General features: G+C 61.2%; 12 protein-coding genes and 1 pseudogene. 3 read left to right on the top strand and 10 right to left on the bottom strand.

From position 1 onward, the window contains the following. The 4 genes and pseudogenes from GRF63_RS15285 to GRF63_RS15270 all read right to left on the bottom strand — a co-directional run. Positions 1–122 (bottom strand): annotated as a pseudogene (locus GRF63_RS15285) (electron transfer flavoprotein subunit beta/FixA family protein); the annotation flags it as partial. Between the two features lie 9 nt (positions 123–131). Continuing rightward, positions 132–2,156, bottom strand: a complete 2,025-nt coding sequence (locus GRF63_RS15280; RefSeq protein WP_160486864.1) for an acetyl-CoA carboxylase biotin carboxylase subunit — start codon at positions 2,154–2,156, stop codon at positions 132–134. Between the two features lie 2 nt (positions 2,157–2,158). Further along, entirely contained in the window at positions 2,159–4,309 is a 2,151-nt protein-coding gene (scpA, locus tag GRF63_RS15275) for a methylmalonyl-CoA mutase (RefSeq protein ID WP_160486863.1), read from the bottom strand. Further along, a complete protein-coding gene (locus GRF63_RS15270; protein WP_160486862.1) occupies positions 4,306–5,838 on the bottom strand; it encodes an acyl-CoA carboxylase subunit beta in 1,533 nt (510 codons plus the stop codon). The genes scpA and GRF63_RS15270 overlap by 4 nt, the downstream gene beginning before the upstream one ends. Before the next feature lie 112 nt (positions 5,839–5,950). Between GRF63_RS15270 and GRF63_RS15265 the strand changes: the two genes are divergently transcribed. Continuing rightward, complete coding sequence (locus GRF63_RS15265) at positions 5,951–7,378, top strand: helix-turn-helix domain-containing protein (protein ID WP_160486861.1); 1,428 nt, start codon at positions 5,951–5,953, stop codon at positions 7,376–7,378. A gap of 26 nt (positions 7,379–7,404) precedes the next feature. Here the strand turns inward: GRF63_RS15265 and GRF63_RS15260 are convergent, their stop codons facing one another. The 5 genes from GRF63_RS15260 to GRF63_RS15240 form a co-directional block, all read right to left on the bottom strand. After that, positions 7,405–8,799 carry an aminotransferase family protein gene (locus GRF63_RS15260; protein WP_160486860.1) on the bottom strand — a complete coding sequence of 465 codons (1,395 nt, stop codon included), beginning with the start codon at positions 8,797–8,799 and terminating at the stop codon, positions 7,405–7,407. Between the two features lie 68 nt (positions 8,800–8,867). Continuing rightward, a complete protein-coding gene (locus GRF63_RS15255; protein ID WP_237392523.1) occupies positions 8,868–10,013 on the bottom strand; it encodes a serine hydrolase domain-containing protein in 1,146 nt (381 codons plus the stop codon). Positions 10,014–10,028: 15 nt separating this feature from the next. Continuing rightward, entirely contained in the window at positions 10,029–11,189 is a 1,161-nt protein-coding gene (locus GRF63_RS15250) for a hypothetical protein (RefSeq protein ID WP_337189691.1), read from the bottom strand. Then, positions 11,186–13,480 carry a TonB-dependent receptor gene (locus tag GRF63_RS15245; RefSeq protein WP_237392522.1) on the bottom strand — a complete coding sequence of 765 codons (2,295 nt, stop codon included), beginning with the start codon at positions 13,478–13,480 and terminating at the stop codon, positions 11,186–11,188. Before GRF63_RS15245 ends, GRF63_RS15250 begins: the two co-directional genes overlap by 4 nt. An 83-nt stretch (positions 13,481–13,563) precedes the next feature. Continuing rightward, entirely contained in the window at positions 13,564–14,871 is a 1,308-nt protein-coding gene (locus tag GRF63_RS15240) for an NAD(P)/FAD-dependent oxidoreductase (RefSeq protein WP_237392521.1), read from the bottom strand. Positions 14,872–15,080: 209 nt separating this feature from the next. On the opposite strand from GRF63_RS15240, the gene GRF63_RS15235 reads away from it, so the two are divergent. Beyond that, positions 15,081–15,800 (top strand): GntR family transcriptional regulator, encoded by a 720-nt coding sequence (locus GRF63_RS15235; protein WP_337189690.1) that lies wholly within the window; start codon positions 15,081–15,083, stop codon positions 15,798–15,800. Between the two features lie 22 nt (positions 15,801–15,822). Here the strand turns inward: GRF63_RS15235 and GRF63_RS15230 are convergent, their stop codons facing one another. Continuing rightward, entirely contained in the window at positions 15,823–16,383 is a 561-nt protein-coding gene (locus tag GRF63_RS15230) for a DUF3237 family protein (RefSeq protein WP_237392520.1), read from the bottom strand. 92 nt (positions 16,384–16,475) lie between these two features. Between GRF63_RS15230 and GRF63_RS15225 the strand changes: the two genes are divergently transcribed. Continuing rightward, a complete protein-coding gene (locus GRF63_RS15225; protein ID WP_160486858.1) occupies positions 16,476–17,300 on the top strand; it encodes a glutamine amidotransferase-related protein in 825 nt (274 codons plus the stop codon). Positions 17,301–17,313: the final 13 nt, after the last annotated feature.

Below are 17,313 nucleotides of genomic sequence, written 5' to 3'. Positions count from 1 at the left end.
ATCTCGTCAAACGGGTTCATGCTCATCTTGACGTTCGCCAGATCAACACCCGAACCATCGCTCTTCACGCGCGGCTTCACATTGTAATCTATCACCCGCTTAACGGGCACGAGGATTTTCATGGGTCTCTCCTATTCAAGCTCTAGGATCACTGCGTCGACGACGAGCGTATCGCCCTCTGCGAAATTGATCGTGGCAACGGTGCCCGATTTTTCGGCGCGCAGGATGTTTTCCATCTTCATGGCTTCTACCGTGGCGAGCGGTTGGCCGGCTTCCACCGCGTCACCCTCCGCCACGTGCAGTTTCACCAGCAGGCCCGGCATCGGGCACAGCAGCATTTTCGATGTATCGGGCGGCACTTTTTCGATCATGTGATCGGCCAGCGCAGCGATCTTGGCGGGCAGAGCACGCGCGGTGTAGCTGCGCCCGTGCGTGTTGATCTGCCAGTTGGGCCGGTTGCGCGTTACCGTCAGCCCCAGCGTCGGCCCATCGGCCTGCGTGGCGGTGGCGGTGCGATCGCCCGGCTTCCAATCACAGGTGCCCTCCACCTTGTGGCCGTTCACCATCGCGTGCCCGTCTCCCAGAGTAACGGTGTGATCCACACCATCGACGCGCACGATCCAAGCGGCGGACACGGGTTGAGGACCATTAAGCTGGCCGCTGATCTGCCGCTGGCGCGACTGGTGCGTAAATTCGATACCTGCCGCAATGGCCGCGATCACGCGCAGGCGTTCTTCGCTGGTGGCTGCGCCTTCAAAGCCTTCGGGATATTCCTCCGCAATGAAGCCGGTGGTGATATTGCCGCTGCGAAAACGCGGGTGCTGCATCAGTGCGGACAGGAAATCCACGTTGTGGCCAAGGCCCTGCAATTCCACCCCGTCCAGCGCCGCGATCTGCAAATCCGCCGCCGCATCGCGCGTTTCGCCCCAGGTCACGAGCTTGGCGATCATCGGATCGTAGAAGATCGACACCTCGCCGCCTTCCTGAACGCCTGAATCGAGCCGTACACCGCCGCCATTTTCCTGTGCCACGCCGCGCAAATCCCCCGCCCAAGGCTCCACCGGCGTGCCATAGCGCACCAGTCGCCCGGTGCTGGGCAGGAAACCGCGATAGGGATCTTCTGCATAGATGCGGGTTTCGATGGACCAGCCGTCGATGCCGATATCGTCCTGCGTCATCGGCAGCTTTTCGCCCGCAGCCACGCGGATCATCTGCTCGACAAGGTCGATGCCCGTGATCGCCTCCGTCACCGGATGCTCCACCTGCAGGCGGGTGTTCATTTCCAGGAAGTAGAAGCTTTCGCCGGTCGGGTCCGCGCCCGATACGATCAATTCCACCGTGCCTGCGGAGTGGTATCCCACCGCCTGCGACAGCGCGACGGCCTGCTCACCCATCTTGCGGCGCATTTCCGGGGTGACGAACGGCGATGGCGCTTCTTCCACCACCTTTTGATGGCGGCGCTGGATGCTGCATTCACGCTCGTTGAGGTAGAGGACGTTGCCGTGCTTGTCGCCCAGCACCTGAATCTCGATATGGCGCGGGTCTTCGATGAACTTCTCGATGAAGACGCGATCGTCGCCAAAGCTGTTCAGTCCCTCGCGCTTGGTGGCCTCGAAACCTTCCTCAACGTCCTTGTCGTTCCACGCCAGCCGCATGCCCTTGCCGCCGCCGCCCGCGCTGGCCTTCATCATCACCGGATAGCCGATGTCGTTGGAGACCTTCAGCGCCTCCTCGGTCGTGTCGATGGCGTCTTCCGATCCGGGCACAGTGTTGACGCCTGCGGCCTTGGCCAGTTTCTTGCTCTCGATCTTGTCGCCCATCGCCGCAATGGCCTTTGCGGGCGGGCCGATGAAGGCGATGTTCTCTTTTTCCAGCGCCTCAACAAAGCTGGCGCGTTCCGACAGGAAGCCATAGCCGGGATGCACGGCCTCGGCGCCGGTCTGCTTGCAGGCGTCGATAATCTTGTCGGCCAACAGATAGGATTCTGCTGCCGGTGCCGGGCCGATATGCACCGCCTCGTCTGCCATCTGCACGAAGGGCGCGCGCGCATCGGCATCGGAATAGACCGCGACGGTGGCAATACCCATGCCCTGTGCCGACTTGATCACACGGCACGCAATCTCGCCCCGATTGGCGATGAGGATTTTCTTGAACATATTTACTCCGCGGCCTCCAGTTCTTCTCCCGCAGGCGGCATGTTGTGCCCCAGCAGCCGCAGCAGGTCCGCCGCGCATTCGACCACGTTGCTGCCCGGCCCATAGATGCCTTGAACCCCGGCATCGCGAAGGAAGTCATAATCCTTCTGCGGGATCACGCCGCCTGCCACCACCTTGATGTCAGACCGGCCGGCATCTTTCAGCAGTCGGATCAGGTCGGGGATCAGTGTCTTGTGGCCTGCGGCAAGGCTGCTGGCGCCGATGGCGTCCACATCCTTTTCCAAAGCCATGTCACGCGTTTCTGCGGGCGTCTGGAACAAGGGGCCGGAAATCACCTCGAAACCCATGTCGGCAAAGGCGGAGGCGATCACGTTCGCCCCGCGATCATGCCCATCCTGCCCCATCTTGGCGACCATCAGCTTCGGCGCGCGGCCAAGGCGGCGTTCCACCGCCTTCACCCCGTCCACCACCTGGCGGTAGCGCGCATCACCGGCGTAGGCAGAGGTGTAAACGCCGCGCACGGGCGTGGGCACGGTGTCATAACGGCCGAACACATCCTCCATTGCAGAGGATATTTCGCCCAGCGTCGCATCCTGGCGCGCGGCGGCAACGGCCAGTTCCAGCACGTTGTCGGTCTCTGCCGCACCTTCGGAAAGAGCCTTCAAGGCTGCCTGGCAGGCTGCCTCGTCGCGGCCCTCGCGCACCTTTTCGATGCGTTCGATCTGGCTCTGGCGCACGGCGTGGTTGTCGATATCCAGCGTGTCGATCTCGGCCTCTTCATCGAGGCGGTACTTGTTCACGCCGACGATCACCGTCTCACCCTTGTCGACGCTCGCCTGCTTGGCAGCGGCGGCTTCCTCGATCTGGGCCTTGGGCTTTCCGCTGGCGACATATTCGGTCATGCCGCCTGCCGCCTCTACCTCGTCCAGCATGGCCTTGGCCTTTTCCACCAGTGCGGCGGTCAGGCTTTCGATGTAATAGCTGCCGCCCAGCGGATCGGCGACATTGGTAATGCCGGCTTCCTCCTGGATCACCAATTGGGTGTTGCGGGCGATGCGGGCGGAGAAGTCCGTCGGCAGTGCAATCGCCTCGTCCAGCGCATTGGTGTGGAGCGACTGCGTGCCGCCCAGCACGGCGGCCATCGCCTCTATCGTGGTGCGGATCACGTTGTTGTAGGGATCCTGCTCCTGCAAGCTGACGCCGCTGGTCTGGCAATGGGTGCGCAGCATCTTGGACTTGGGGTTCTGCGCGCCAAGGTCATCCATCACATCGTGCCACAGGGCGCGCGCCGCGCGCATCTTGGCGATTTCCATGAAGAAGTTCATGCCGATGCCCCAGAAGAAGGACAGGCGCGGCGCGAAGGCATCGATATCCAGCCCGGCTTCCATCGCGCGCCTGGCGTATTCCTTGCCATCGGCAATGGTGAAGGCCAGCTCCTGCACGGCGGTCGCCCCGGCTTCGTGCATGTGATAGCCGCTGATGGAGATGCTGTTGAAGCGCGGCATGTGCTGCGAAGTGTAGGCGATGATATCCGACACGATCCGCATCGATGGCTCTGGCGGATAGATGTATGTGTTGCGGACCATGAACTCCTTCAGGATGTCGTTCTGAATGGTGCCGCTCAGCTTTTCGGCGCTCACGCCCTGACGTTCGCCCGCCACGATGTAGAAGGCGAGGATGGGGATCACAGCGCCGTTCATCGTCATCGACACGCTCATGGTCTCAAGCGGGATCTGGTCGAACAGGATCTCCATGTCGCGCACGGTGTCAATAGCCACGCCCGCCTTGCCGACGTCACCCACAACGCGCGGATGATCGCTGTCATAGCCGCGGTGAGTGGCAAGGTCGAAGGCAACCGACAGCCCCTTTTGCCCGGCGGCCAGGTTGCGGCGGTAGAATGCGTTCGATTCCTCGGCGGTGGAGAACCCTGCATATTGGCGGATCGTCCACGGGCGGCCCGTGTACATGCTGGCGTAGGGACCGCGGGTGAAGGGTTCGAAACCGGGAAGGCCGGGGTCCAGCCCCTGAGTATCATCGGCGGTGTACAGGGGCTGCACGGCGATACCTTCCGGCGTATGCCAGGTCAGATCGCGGCCCTTGACTTCCTTGTCGGCCCTGGCTTGCCAGTCGCTTTTGGTGTTCTGATCTTTCATAGCGGCAGATTATCGTGCTTTTTCCAGGGGTTTTCGAGCTGCTTCGTGGCCAGCTTGCGCAAGCCCAGCGCGATGCGGCGGCGGGTGGAACGCGGGTAGATCACCTCGTCGATATAACCGCGCGATGCCGCCACGAAGGGGTTGGCGAAGCGGTCTTCATATTCCTTAGTTTTCTCGGCGATCTTGTCCGGATTGTCGCGATCCTGCCGGAAGATGATCTCCACCGCGCCCTTCGCGCCCATCACCGCGATCTCGGCGGTGGGCCAGGCATAGTTGAGATCGCCGCGCAGATGCTTTGATGCCATCACGTCATACGCGCCGCCATATGCCTTGCGCGTGATCACGGTGATCTTGGGCACGGTCGCCTCGGCATAAGCGAACAGCAGCTTTGCGCCGTGCTTGATGATGCCGTTGTGTTCCTGGCTGGTGCCGGGAAGGAAGCCGGGCACGTCCACGAAGGTGATGATGGGAATGCTGAAGGCATCGCAGAACCGCACGAAGCGCGCGGCCTTGCGGCTGGCATCGATATCCAGCACGCCCGCCAGTACCATCGGCTGGTTGGCGACAATGCCGATGGGCTTGCCTTCTATCCGGCCAAAGCCGGTGATGATGTTGCCGCCGTGCTTCGGCTGGATTTCAAAGAAATTGCCATCATCCACCACTTTGCCGATCAGCTCATGCATGTCGTAAGGCATGTTGGAGCTGGCCGGGATCAGCGTGTCCAGGCTGTCTTCGATGCGATCCCACGGGTCGTCCGTCGGCACGGTGGGCAGTTCGGCGCGGTTGTTGGCCGGTACAAAGCCGATCATCTCGCGCGCGGCCAGCAGCGCCTCGATATCGTTTTCCAGCGCAAGGTCGGCCACGCTGGTTTTCGTGGTGTGCACCACCGCACCGCCAAGGTCTTCCTGCGTCACCTCTTCATTGGTGACCGTCTTCACCACTTCCGGACCGGTCACGAACATGTAGGAGCTGTCCTTCACCATGAAGATGAAGTCCGTCATGGCGGGCGAATACACCGCCCCGCCCGCGCATGGCCCCATGATCAGGCTGAGCTGCGGCACCACGCCCGATGCCAGCACGTTGCGCTGAAACACCTCGGCATAGCCGCCAAGGCTGGCCACGCCTTCCTGGATGCGCGCGCCGCCGCTGTCGTTCAATCCGATAACGGGCGCGCCCATTTTCATGGCGTTGTCCATCACCTTGCAGATCTTCTCCGCATGACGCTTGGACAATGAACCGCCAAAGACGGTGAAATCCTGGCTGAAGACATAGACAAGCCGGCCATTGATCGTGCCGCTGCCGGTGACCACGCCATCGCCGGGGATCTTCTGGTCCTGCATACCGAAATCCACGCAGTCATGCTCGACATAGGTGTCCAGCTCTTCGAAGCTGCCCTCGTCCAACAGCACGTCCAGCCGCTCTCGCGCGGTTAGCTTACCCTTGCCATGCTGCGCATCGATACGCTTCTGGCCGCCACCCATGCGGGCGGCTTCTCGGCGACGTTCCATCTCGGCAATATTGGCTGACATTTCAAACCTGAGTGACCTTGGACAAGGCTGGGGGAATGTCGCCTAAAAAGCGAGGCGTCCAATGTTAATTTGCAAATTTGCAAAACCCGAATTTGCAAAATATGCTTGAGCCATGACAAAACGCCCGAGAATCTTCGCTGGTCCGCAGCTCAGGAAGCTGCGAACAGCCAGGGGATTGCAGCAGAACGATCTGGCGCAATCGCTGGGTATCAGCTCCTCCTACCTCAGCCAGCTGGAGCATGACGACCGCCCGCTTACCCCCAATCTTTCAGAGCGGCTGGCCACCCTGTTTCCGATCGACTGGCAGGATTTCGCCGTCGATGAAACGGAGCGGCTGGCCCATGCCCTGAGGGAGGCGGTGGGCGATCCCGTGTTCGGGGACCAGATGCCGCCAGACAGGCTGGTGAAGCTGGCCGAACAACAGCCCGAATTTGCCCGCCGCTTCATCGATCTGCACGAGATTTATCGCCGCACCAGCCAGCGGCTGGAAGTGGTGGACGAGGCGATATCGGTCGACAGTTCGATTGGCGCGCGGCTGCCGTGGGAAGAGGTGCGGGACTGGTTTCACATATCGAACAACTATGTCGATCTGCTGGACAAGTCGGCAGAAAAGCTGGCGGAATCGATGCTGGACGAGCACGATCACGTTAGCGGAGCCGCGATGCGCGGGCATCTGAAGGACCGCTACGGCGTGGATGTGGTGCTGGAACAGAGCGAGACGCTGCGCCGCTTCGATAATGAGCAGAAGCGGCTGCACATCAATGCCGGACAATCGCCCTCAGGGATACGGTTTCAGGTGGCCTATCACCTGGTCACCTGTTCGCTGAGCGACGCGATCACGGATATCGCGTCTGCCGCGCAGTTGCGCACGGACACTGCACGCGAACTGCTGAAGGTGGGCTTGGCAAATTACGCCGCTGGCGCTTTCCTGATGCCTTACGAACGGTTTCGGAAAGCCGCGCGGGAATTCCGGCACGATATCGACCGGATCAGCCTGATCTTCCGCACCAGTTTCGAACAGACATGCCATCGCCTCTCCAGCCTGCAGCGCGAAACATCGAGCGGGCTGCCGGTGTTCTTCTGCCGGGTGGATATGGCGGGCAACATCACCAAGCGGCACAGCGCCACGCAATTGCAGTTCGCCCGCTATGGCGGCGCCTGTCCGCTGTGGATTGTCCACGAGGCCGTGGCCATTCCCGATCGCATATTGGTGCAGCTGGCAGAGATGCCCGATGGCATGCGCTATGTTTCCATGGCGAAGGGTCTGGTGAAAACATCGGGCCGGTTCGACAAGAACCCCAGGCGCTATGCCGTGGCGCTGGGGTGCGAAGCCAAGCATAGCGACGATTTCGTCTATGCCGATTCAATCGGCACCGGCTCCGATGACGAGACGACCCCCATTGGCGTATCCTGCCGCATCTGCCCCCGGATCAGCTGCGATCAGCGCGCATATCCGCCCAGCGACCAGGTGATCAGCATCGATCACTACAAGAGAAGCGTAGTCCCTTACGACCTCGAAGAACCGCCCCGCCCGATCTGAACGGCCTCATCATCGATGACGCAAATTCAGGCCGAGGCTGCGCTCTCCAATTGGGGAAGCGCGCGCTCGGCCCCCTTTGCATAGCGTTCGATAGCCTCATCCAGTTCGGCATCGGCGATCACCAGCGGCGGTGACAGCGAGGTTACCGGCATCCACGGCAAGGCGCGCGACAGCACGCCTTCCTCCCGCACATGGGCGGCCACGATCTTGTGGCCAGCCATGCCGGCAAAGTCCCGTTTCGTGGCGGGATCGGCAAGATATTCGATCGCCACCATCAGGCCCGCGCCACGAATATCGCCCACGAAGGGATGATCTTTCAATCGCTGCTTGAGGCTAGCCAGCAGCCGCTCCCCCTTCGCGGCGACCGGATCGACGATGCTCTCGCTCTCCATGATATCCAGCACCGCCAGTGCCGCCGCGCAGCACACCGGGTGGCCGGAATAGGTGAAGCCATGCATGAAGGCACCGTGCTGCGCCGATGCGCCCTCCAGCACATCCCAGATCCGGTCCCCCACAATCGTGGCAGACAGCGGCTGATAGGCACTGGTCAGCCCCTTGGCGAGATTGACGATATCGGGTTTCAGATCATAGCGGCCGGTGCCGAACCATTCGCCGGTCCGGCCAAATCCGGTGATCACCTCGTCCGCCACGAACAGAATATCGTGCTGTGCCAGCAATTGCTGCACACCTTCGAAATACCCCTGCGGCGGCGGGATCACGCCGCCTGTGCCCATCACCGGCTCTGCCCAGAATGCGGCAATCGTTTCCGGCCCCTCGCGCTCTATCGTGTCGCGCAATTGCGCCACCATGCGCGCGGCAAAATCCGCCTCGCTCTCTCCTGCCATGGCGCCGCGATAATAATGCGGCGCATCTACGTGCAGCACGCCGTGGGCAGGCATGTCGAACGCCTTGTGATAGGCGGGGATGCCGGTCAGGCTGCCGGCAGCATAGGTCAATCCATGATAGGCGCCGTGGCGGGAAATCACCTTCTTCTTCTGCGGCTTGCCGATCAGGTTATGGTAGTGCAGCACCATCTTGTACGCGGTGTCATTCGCGTCTGATCCCGATGATCCAAAGAACACGCGGGCCATGTGCGGCGCATTTGCACGCTCCCGAAACAGGGTGAGCAATCGGTCCGCCAGTTCGATGGCCGGGGCAGACGCGGCCCCGCCGAACAGGTGCTGAAAACTCAGCTGGCGCGTCGCCTGCGCCACGGCATCGGCCACCTCGTCACGGCCATAGCCGATGTTCACGCACCACAGCCCTGCCCCCATGTCGATATAGTCACGCCCATGCTCATCCGTCACCGTGCTGCCCTTGCCGTGGCTCAGCACGAAGGGGCCGGAGCTGGCAGTATCGGCGATGGACGAGACCGCGTGAAACAGGCTGCGCTTATCCTTGGCGGAAAGATTATCGGTCATGGCGTGATCCATTCACATGGTGGCATCGGTGCAGACCTTGCACATCAACGCCGCCAATCTTCTTGTCCTTACTGGCCAGCCGCGGCTGCGGCGATGGCGTGGCATGCCGCAAAATGCAGTGCGTCCACCCGATCTTCATCATCGTGATCCTGCCCGAATTCGGGATAGGCAGTGGTCTTGGCGATCACGACATCGCGATCCTGATCGACCCAGATCATCTGGTGATAGACGCCCAATGCGGTGAAGACGCCGGTCTCATCCGGGATCCACCATTGGTAGCCATAGCCCCAGGGATAGCTGGCATTAGGCCGTTTACCGGGCATCAGATGAGGTTTGCTGGCCGTTGCACAGTGGGCGATCCAGCCATCGGGCAACAGCTTTGCACCATCTGGAGAAATCCCGCCGCGCAGCATCAGCTGGCCCAGCTTTGCCATATCCCGCAAGGTGACCTGCAGGCCCATGCCTGCCGCTTCCACGCCTTCTCCATCAACCAGAATGAAGGAGTCATCCTCCATGCCCAGCACATCCCACACCTGCTGTTGCAGGTAATCGGTTAGCGACATGCCAACCGCGCGGCTGACTATCATGCCCAGAACATGCGTGTCACAGGTGTTATAGCGATTGTAGGTGCCCGGCTCATGCTCTCGCGGCAGGGATGCGCACACCGCGTCAAAGGATGCAGGCTCAAGATACGCGGCGGCGAAACGCGCGATATCGGAGTTGGGATCGCCATAATCCTCGTTCCAGCGCACTCCGGAGGACATTTGCAGGATATCCTCTATCCGCACGCCTTCGTAGCCGGAGCCCTTGAGTTCGGGCGCGTATGTGTCTGCCGTATCGTCCACGCTGGCGATATGCCCATCGCGCAAGGCGCAGGCGACCAGGGTGGAGACGAAGCTTTTCGTGCAACTGAAGATGGCAACCTGCGTATCGGCGCGGTTGCCGTGCCAGTAGTTCTCGTAAACCTTCTCTCCCTTGTGCAGCACCATCAGGCCGGTGGTGGTCACATCGTCAAGGAAGGCCGCCATGTCATGCGTCTTGCCCAGGGCATCGAAGGCGGACGGCAGGCTGAATGCGGTGTCATTCTCCGGTATGGGAAAGGCATTCGTGGCGCGGTTGATGCGTCGGCACGGGGTTACGCTGGCCATGTGGCGGAAATTTTCAACCTGCGGCACACCTCTGAAAAGGCCAATGTCGCGCGTAGTCCAAACCATCTGTTCTGCCCTTCTTTAAGCGGTACGTCGTATACGGTCAGCCGAATTGGCCGCCAGGGCGAAAGCGCCCACGGCCAGCATCGCCAAGGTAAAGCCAACCCAATAGGCAGGTTTCACCGTCTCACTCGATACGAAAAGCGAAGAGATCAGCGGCCCCAGGCTCATCCCCAGAAGCTGTGCTGCGGCGGTGAGATACAGGGCGTGGTGATTGCGCTCGATCTCGCAAACCAGCTTGATCGAAAGCGGCAGCAGCGCCAGCCAGAAGGCGCCCATCACCACATTCGGCAGGATAAAGGTCAGCGCGCTGCTGGGATGGCCGAGCCACAGGATCGCCCCGGCCAGTGCCGTGCCGCCGATCACCAGCGCCTTGCCCGCTGGCAGTCGATAGCCGATCAGCGCCACCGTGGACGCGCCGGCCACCTGTGCCAGCAGTCCCAGCGAAGCCGACAGCGCCAGAGGCTGCGCCCCAAGGTCCGCCGCGCGTGCCGTCGATTCCAAGAACACCCAGCCCGATACGACGCCCGCATTCTGCAAGACGATGCCCACCAGCACCAGCCAGGTGGCAAACGGCCAGCTGCGCCATGTGCTGACAGGTGCGGGCATGGGTTCAGGCTTATGACCGATCGCAAACACGGCAATCAGCGCAGCCAGCGCCAGCCCCGCCAGCACGGAAAACGGGCCGGAAGTGCCGAATTGCGGCAGGATCACGGTCGGCACGAGATAGGATATCAGCGCGATGACGATGTTAGACACCGCCAGGAACAGCGCGTTCATCCGGTCAGGCTTTCCGGAATGGAACAGCACGACGAAGGCACCCGCCAGAACGCCGCCTTCGGCAAGTCCGCAAAGCAGGCGGGTCAGCCACAGCCCGGTTGAATAGCCGACATGGGGCGTAAGCAAATTGCACACCAGCACGACGACAGCCAGCAACGCCAGCTTGGGCCGGATATTCTTGCCGCTGATCCAGCCGGGCAGAACGGCGGAGGACAGCGCCAGTCCGGCAGTTTCCAGCCCGGCAATCGCACCAAGGTTGCTCTCGCTCAGCCGCCCCGCTTCAACCAATGGGCCGAATGCGAGGGGCTGCAGCGAAAGGATGGCGACACCGCATATTCCGTACCCGATCGCTGCGGCAATATCGATGCGCCGTTGAGCAGTATCGGGCGCAGGTGCGTTCACCAGCGGAAGCCCAGCGCCACGCCGATGGATCGCGGTTCGCCATAGGTGCGGTAGTAACTGCCAACACCATCATTGCTGGCATCGGTGATATAGGCCTTGTCCAGCAGGTTCTTCGACCACAGGACGACAGACCAGCCGGCATCATCCTCCAGCGCGATCCGGCCATTGGCCACGCCGTAGCCGGGCACGGCGCGAAGCGCTTCGTCAACCAGCGTCTGGCCATAGCGCAGGCGCGATCGGAAGTTGTAATCTGCCGCCAGTGTCAGCTCCTTCGTTTCGCTTACGTCGGTGGTGTATGTGGCGAACAGATTGCCGCTCCATGTCGGGGCGTAATCCAGTCGCTGGCCTTCCCACGGGATGGCCTGGTTATCGAAGGAGAAGAAGACCTTGTCACTATCGGTAATCTTTGTCTTCAGATAGCCGACCGACGCGCCCAGGCGCAGGCCCCACACGGGCCGTGCCACCACTTCCAGCTCTCCGCCGAAATTATAGCCATCGCCGATGTTGGTGAGGCGGAAGGCGAACTGCCCCGGCGTAAGGGTGCTGGGCACGGTGGAGAATGCCTGGATATCGTCATGGTCGTAATGAAAGATCGACCCGTTGATCTGCAGCGCGCGATCCAGCCACTGCGTGCGGAAACCGGCTTCGTAGTTGAGGACGAATTCCTCCTCATACGGCAGCGTGTCTTCCGTGGTTTGCGGGAAACCGCCCGGAACGCCGCCGGATTTATAGCCGCGCGCAATCGTGGCGTAGACCATGGATTCAGCCGTGGGGCGATATGATAGCGTTGCCGATCCGGTGAAATGATCGCCCAGCGAATAATCACGATCGATGGCGCCCACCGGGATCAGGTCAATACCGTCCGGCGCAGGGAAGCTGGTGATCGACTGGAAGCCGGTGCGGCCATCGCGATATGTCGTCTTCTCATCGGAATAGCGCAGGGAACCGCTGAAAGTGAGATCGGGCGTCAGATCGTAATCGAACTGGCCGTAAACGCCCCAATAGCGCGTCTTTTGGCGATAGGTCACATCCAAGAACAGATCCTGGTAACCGACGCCGAAAATCGGGTTGAACGTATCGAACAGCAGGGGGTTATCGGTCCAGTTGAATTCCTTGAATTCATCGAACCTGTAATTGGTGTAAAGCACGCCCGCCTGCCAGCGCAAAGCGCCCGATGATGGGGAGGCGATGCGCAGTTCCTGGTTGAAATTGCGCAGGCCCGCCTGTTCGGTCCAGCCGCCAAGATTAAGCTGGCTGGCATCGTAATCGAAATCGAAGCCGAAATCGAAATCCGTATAGCCGCTGATCGATGTGATGGTGAGATCGCCCACATCGACGGACAGGTTCAGCGTGGCGCTCAGCTCTTCATTGTCCAGGTGGTTGATCGGCTGCGACAGCACACGCTTGCCATCATCGCTTTGCGCGCCGGCACCCGCCAGTGATGGATCGATCAGCTGTGCCAGCGTCAAGCAATTGTCCTGATCAAGATTACCGGCAAGAACAGCGTCGCAGAAATCGAAGGTGGGTGAATAGGGGGCCGCGGCAGTCGCCAGCACGGTGTCGCTCTTGTCGCGGGCATAATACAGCTTCAGCTTCGCCGTCAGCGCGCCCACTTCGGAACGCAGGATGCCGCGCACGGCCAGCCGGTCCGGCTCTCCCCAATCGCGGCCACCGGCCAGGCTTTCCTGCCAGCCGCCGCCAAAGCTGCCATCATTGAGAACTGCCAGACGCAGCGCGGTGTTATCGCCCAGCGTGACAGACTGGGCCGCCTCCAGGCGATAGCGGTTCCAGGAACCGTAATCGACATTGATATAGCCATCATTGTCACCGGGGCGGGCTTCGCGCGAGATGATCTGCACCGCGCCGCCAACCGAGTTGCGACCATACAGGCCGGATTGCGGACCACGCAGCACTTCCACCCGTTCCAGATCGAAAATGCCGCCTGAACCCATCACCGATGACGGCTGGTAAACCTCGTCAATGAAGATCGAGGTGGAAGGGCTGTTGTTGACATTGAAATCGAACAGCGACACGCCGCGAATGGTCCAGTTGGGCTGGCTGCCGCCCTTGTCCTGATAGATCTGCGTATTGCTGACCTGCTGGCCGATCTCGTCGATCGTGCGGATGCGTCCGTCCTGCAGGGAATCGCCGGAGACGACACTGATGGCAATCGGCACGTCCTGCACGTTCTGCTCACGCCGCTGCGCCGTGACAACGATGGCGCCATCCTGCGCGGCGGGACTGCGCTGCGTGTCCGCTGCCTCCTGCGCCACCACCGGATTGGCGGACAATGCAACAATAGAAGCGCCAATAACTAGACCAACCCGCATATGATTACTCCCTCGATACTTTGATGTCGTTGTAATGGTGGCGATCAGACGCCCAATTTGTCGCGAAGACCGTAATACCAGGAGCCGACAAAGCAGTACGGCACCCTGAAATGCTTTCCGCCCACGAAGGGGATGTATGGAACCCTGGCGAACACATCGAATTTGGTGAGCTGGCCGTCGATCGCCTCGGCCAGCCGTCGGCCCAGCATTTGCGTGGTGGTTACGCCGTGGCCGCTGTCGCCTTGTGAATAATAGACACTGTCAGACACGCGCCCCACCTGCGGGTAGCGCGTCATCGTCAGCGCGAAATTGCCGGACCAGACATGATCGATCTTCACGTTCTGAAGCTGCGGGAAGGTTTGCAGCATCTGCGGCAGGATCTTGGCCTTGATGTTGGCGGGATCGACGCCGCCATACACCGAACCACCGCCATAGATGATGCGATGGTCGGCCGTGCGGCGATAGTAATCGGGGATGTAGCGCGCATCTTCCATCGCGGCATTTGCGGGCAGCAGTTCGTCGACCAGATCCTTGCCCAGCACTTCTGTACTGATGATCTGGCTGGAAACAGGCAGGATACGGCTGGAAAGATCGGGCGCGGCATCGCCGAGATAGGCGTTGCCGCATACCAGCACCTTGTTCGCGCGGACCTGGCCCTGCGCGGTATGCACCACCGGGTTTGCCGAGCGATCAACGTTGGTCACGCGCGATTTTTCGAAGATCCGTCCACCCAGATTTTCAAAAGCCGCAGCTTCACCCAGAACATAATTCAGCGGATGCATGTGCCCGCCGCGCGGATCGTAATATCCGCCAACATAGCGGTCTGAATTGATGATGCTACGAAGCTCGTCACCCTCCAGCAGTTCAACATCGGTGCAACCGTGGCGGTGCCATTCGTCCACACGGTCGCTCAGGAAGCGCATGTGCGCCTTGTGCATGCCCACGATGCTGTTGCCATCGCGCAGATCGCATTCGATGCCATACTTGGCCACGCGTTCGCGGATGATATCGGAACCCTCGCGCGCCATTTCGCCGAATTGACGCTCCGCCTCGGCCCCATAATGCTTGCGCACTTCGGCCAGCTGGCGGCTGTATCCGTTGACCAATTGCCCGCCGTTGCGGCCCGATGCGCCCCAGCCGACACGCTCACCTTCCACCACGATGACCCTGAACCCGCGCTCCGCCAGTTCCAGCGCCGCGGACATTCCGGTGAAGCCAGCCCCGACCACGGCGATGTCGCAAGTCTCTTCGCCCAGCAGTTGCGGGCGCGGCGCTGCTGCGTTGGCCGTGGCAGCGTAATAGCTAGGCAGGCCGGCATAGGGTTCCTGGATGGGTGCGTATTCCAATGTCAAACCGTCTCCAGATGCGCGCCAACACCGTTTTGATGAAGCGCGGGAGCTGGCGAAAAGCAGCGAACCACCGCCCCCGCCAATCCAATAATGTGATCACATATTTCCGAATCGCCGCATTGTCAACGCCGGTGTCGTTCAGCTATAATGCCGGAATTGGAATCACATTCCGGTATCCGGAACAGCTTATTGAGGTGTCGCAATTGTCTAATGTGATCGGAAAAGCCGATCCCGATACAGCAAATCCGGCGGACGGCGTGACCGTACAGCAGCGGGTCTACAACCAGTTGCGGACTGACATCCTGCTCGGAAGAATTGCCCCTGGCGAACCGCTGACCATTCGCGGCCTGGCGCAGCGCCTGGACGTAAGCGCCATGCCTATTCGCGAGGCGCTGCGCCAGTTGGCGACGGAGCGCGCGGTGGAGCTTCTCGGCAATCGGCGGATCCGCATTCCGATCATGTCGCCGCAGCGTTTCGATGATCTGGTGGTGGCCCGGATCGCGCTGGAGACAGAGGCTGCATCAAGCTGCCTCGACTATGTCGATGACGCGTTGATCGAAAAGCTGGTGGCCTATGATGCGGAGGTCGACAAGGGCATTGCCGCGCGCGATTACGATCACTGGCTGGCCAGCAATTTCGCCTTCCACCGCACCTTGTATTCAGCGCAGCCGGAATCGGTTTTCCTGCCGTTGATCGAATCCATATGGCTGCAGATCGGCCCGTTCCTGCGCCTGGCGCTGATGCACTTCGGGCCGGAGCTGAGCATAGACCGTCACGCAGAGGCGCTGGACGCCATGCGCAACCGCAACCGCCCCGGCCTTCGTATTGCGATCGAGGCGGATATTAGGGACGGAATTAGCCATATTGGCAAGGAGTTAATCAAGTTCAACGCCGCCGCGAAGGCGGAAGAAACGGCAGAAAAAAGCGCCTGAACCCGGCCCGTGCTCAAGAACCCTATGCAGGGTTCAGGAGCCGGAAGATCGAGATTTTCACCGCCGGATTTTCCTCCGTTCCAGCAGGGCCGACAGTGCCAGTAAAGATGTAGCGGTTGAGCCAGTCATAAGGGCCATCGGGCGCCTCCAACTGCGGGGTGGTGACGGAATAGGTGGCCGGCCAGCCGCCCGTGGGGCTGAACCATAATCCGCGGTTCAACACGTGGATCTGCACCCCGTCATCGGTTTCCATGAAATAGTCCGCAGACAATTCCCAGAAGCCATCCTTGCGCACCAATTGCCAGTCGTAACCTCCGGGCACAACCCCCCCCTTGAACCCCGGACCGGCGAAGGTGCCACCAATGATGGCGACGCGATAACGATCTCCGCGGATGGTCGTGCCGTGCGCCACCTCAGGCTCCAGTTCCACCGTCGCATCATAGACCCATTCCGGCCTTGGCGCAGGGGGCGTACCGTTCTGGAGCGCTGCATCGGCAGGCGCCGCCCTCGCGCCCGCGGCCAGCAGGGAGACACTTCCTGCGCCCGCTACTGCCAGCATGCCGCGCCTGGAAAGTTCGCTCATCTCAATCTCCTTGTGATCACTATCCTCGCATTTGCAATTGCAAATGGACTCGAACGCAGGCAGATTAATGTGATCACACAAAGAGGTCCAGAGTGAAAAGACTATTGCTCATGGAGGGCAGCAGCCTCCCCGCTCTCGAACGCGCAGAACAGCTTGGCCACGAGACAACGGCGCAGGTCTATGCGCGCGCCCTGCTGGCCGAGAATCCGAGCCTTGATATCGACGTGCTGTATGGCGCGCTGGAAGGTGGGGTGCCGCCGCAGCAGCTGGATTGGTATGATGGTTTCGTCATCTCCGGATCGGCGCTGCACGCGTATGACGATCTGCCGGAGGTGACTCGCCAGATCGACTGGGTGCAGCAAGTGGCCGATCAAGGCTTGCCGATATTCGGCAGCTGCTGGGGCCTGCAAATTTGCGCCGTGGCAGGCGGCGGCGTGGTGGAACGCAGCATCGCCCATGCGGAAATGGGCATCGCCCGTAAGATCGTGGCGACCGAGGCCGGGCGCGATCATCCGCTGCTGGCGGATCGGCCCGCCACTTTCGATGCGCCTTGCATTCATTATGACCACGTGGCGCAACTGCCAAAGGGCAGCGTGCTGCTGGCCACCAATGCGCGCTGCCGCGTGCAGGCCGCACTGATACCCATCGGCAAGAGCCTGGCTTGGGGCGTTCAGTATCATCCCGAATTCGATCTGCCGCACCTTGCGGAAATCTACGAAGGCTATGGAGATGAAATGGTCGGCACCGGCTTTTTCGAAAGCAGGGCCGCGCTGGATGATCACATCGCGGATCTGCGCAAAGCGGACAGTGCGATGCCGGATGATCCGGTGGCATGGCGCCTGGGCATCGATGCAGATATTCTGGACGGGCCAACCCGGCGAACCGAACTGCGCAACTGGCTGCGTCACCTGGGCTAGACGACACTGGGCG

This window comes from Aurantiacibacter rhizosphaerae (genome assembly GCF_009807005.1).
Classification (GTDB): Bacteria; Pseudomonadota; Alphaproteobacteria; order Sphingomonadales; family Sphingomonadaceae; genus Alteraurantiacibacter; species Alteraurantiacibacter rhizosphaerae.
The sequence above is the reverse complement of the archived record's forward strand: the minus strand, read 5'-3'. Positions and strand labels throughout refer to the sequence as shown.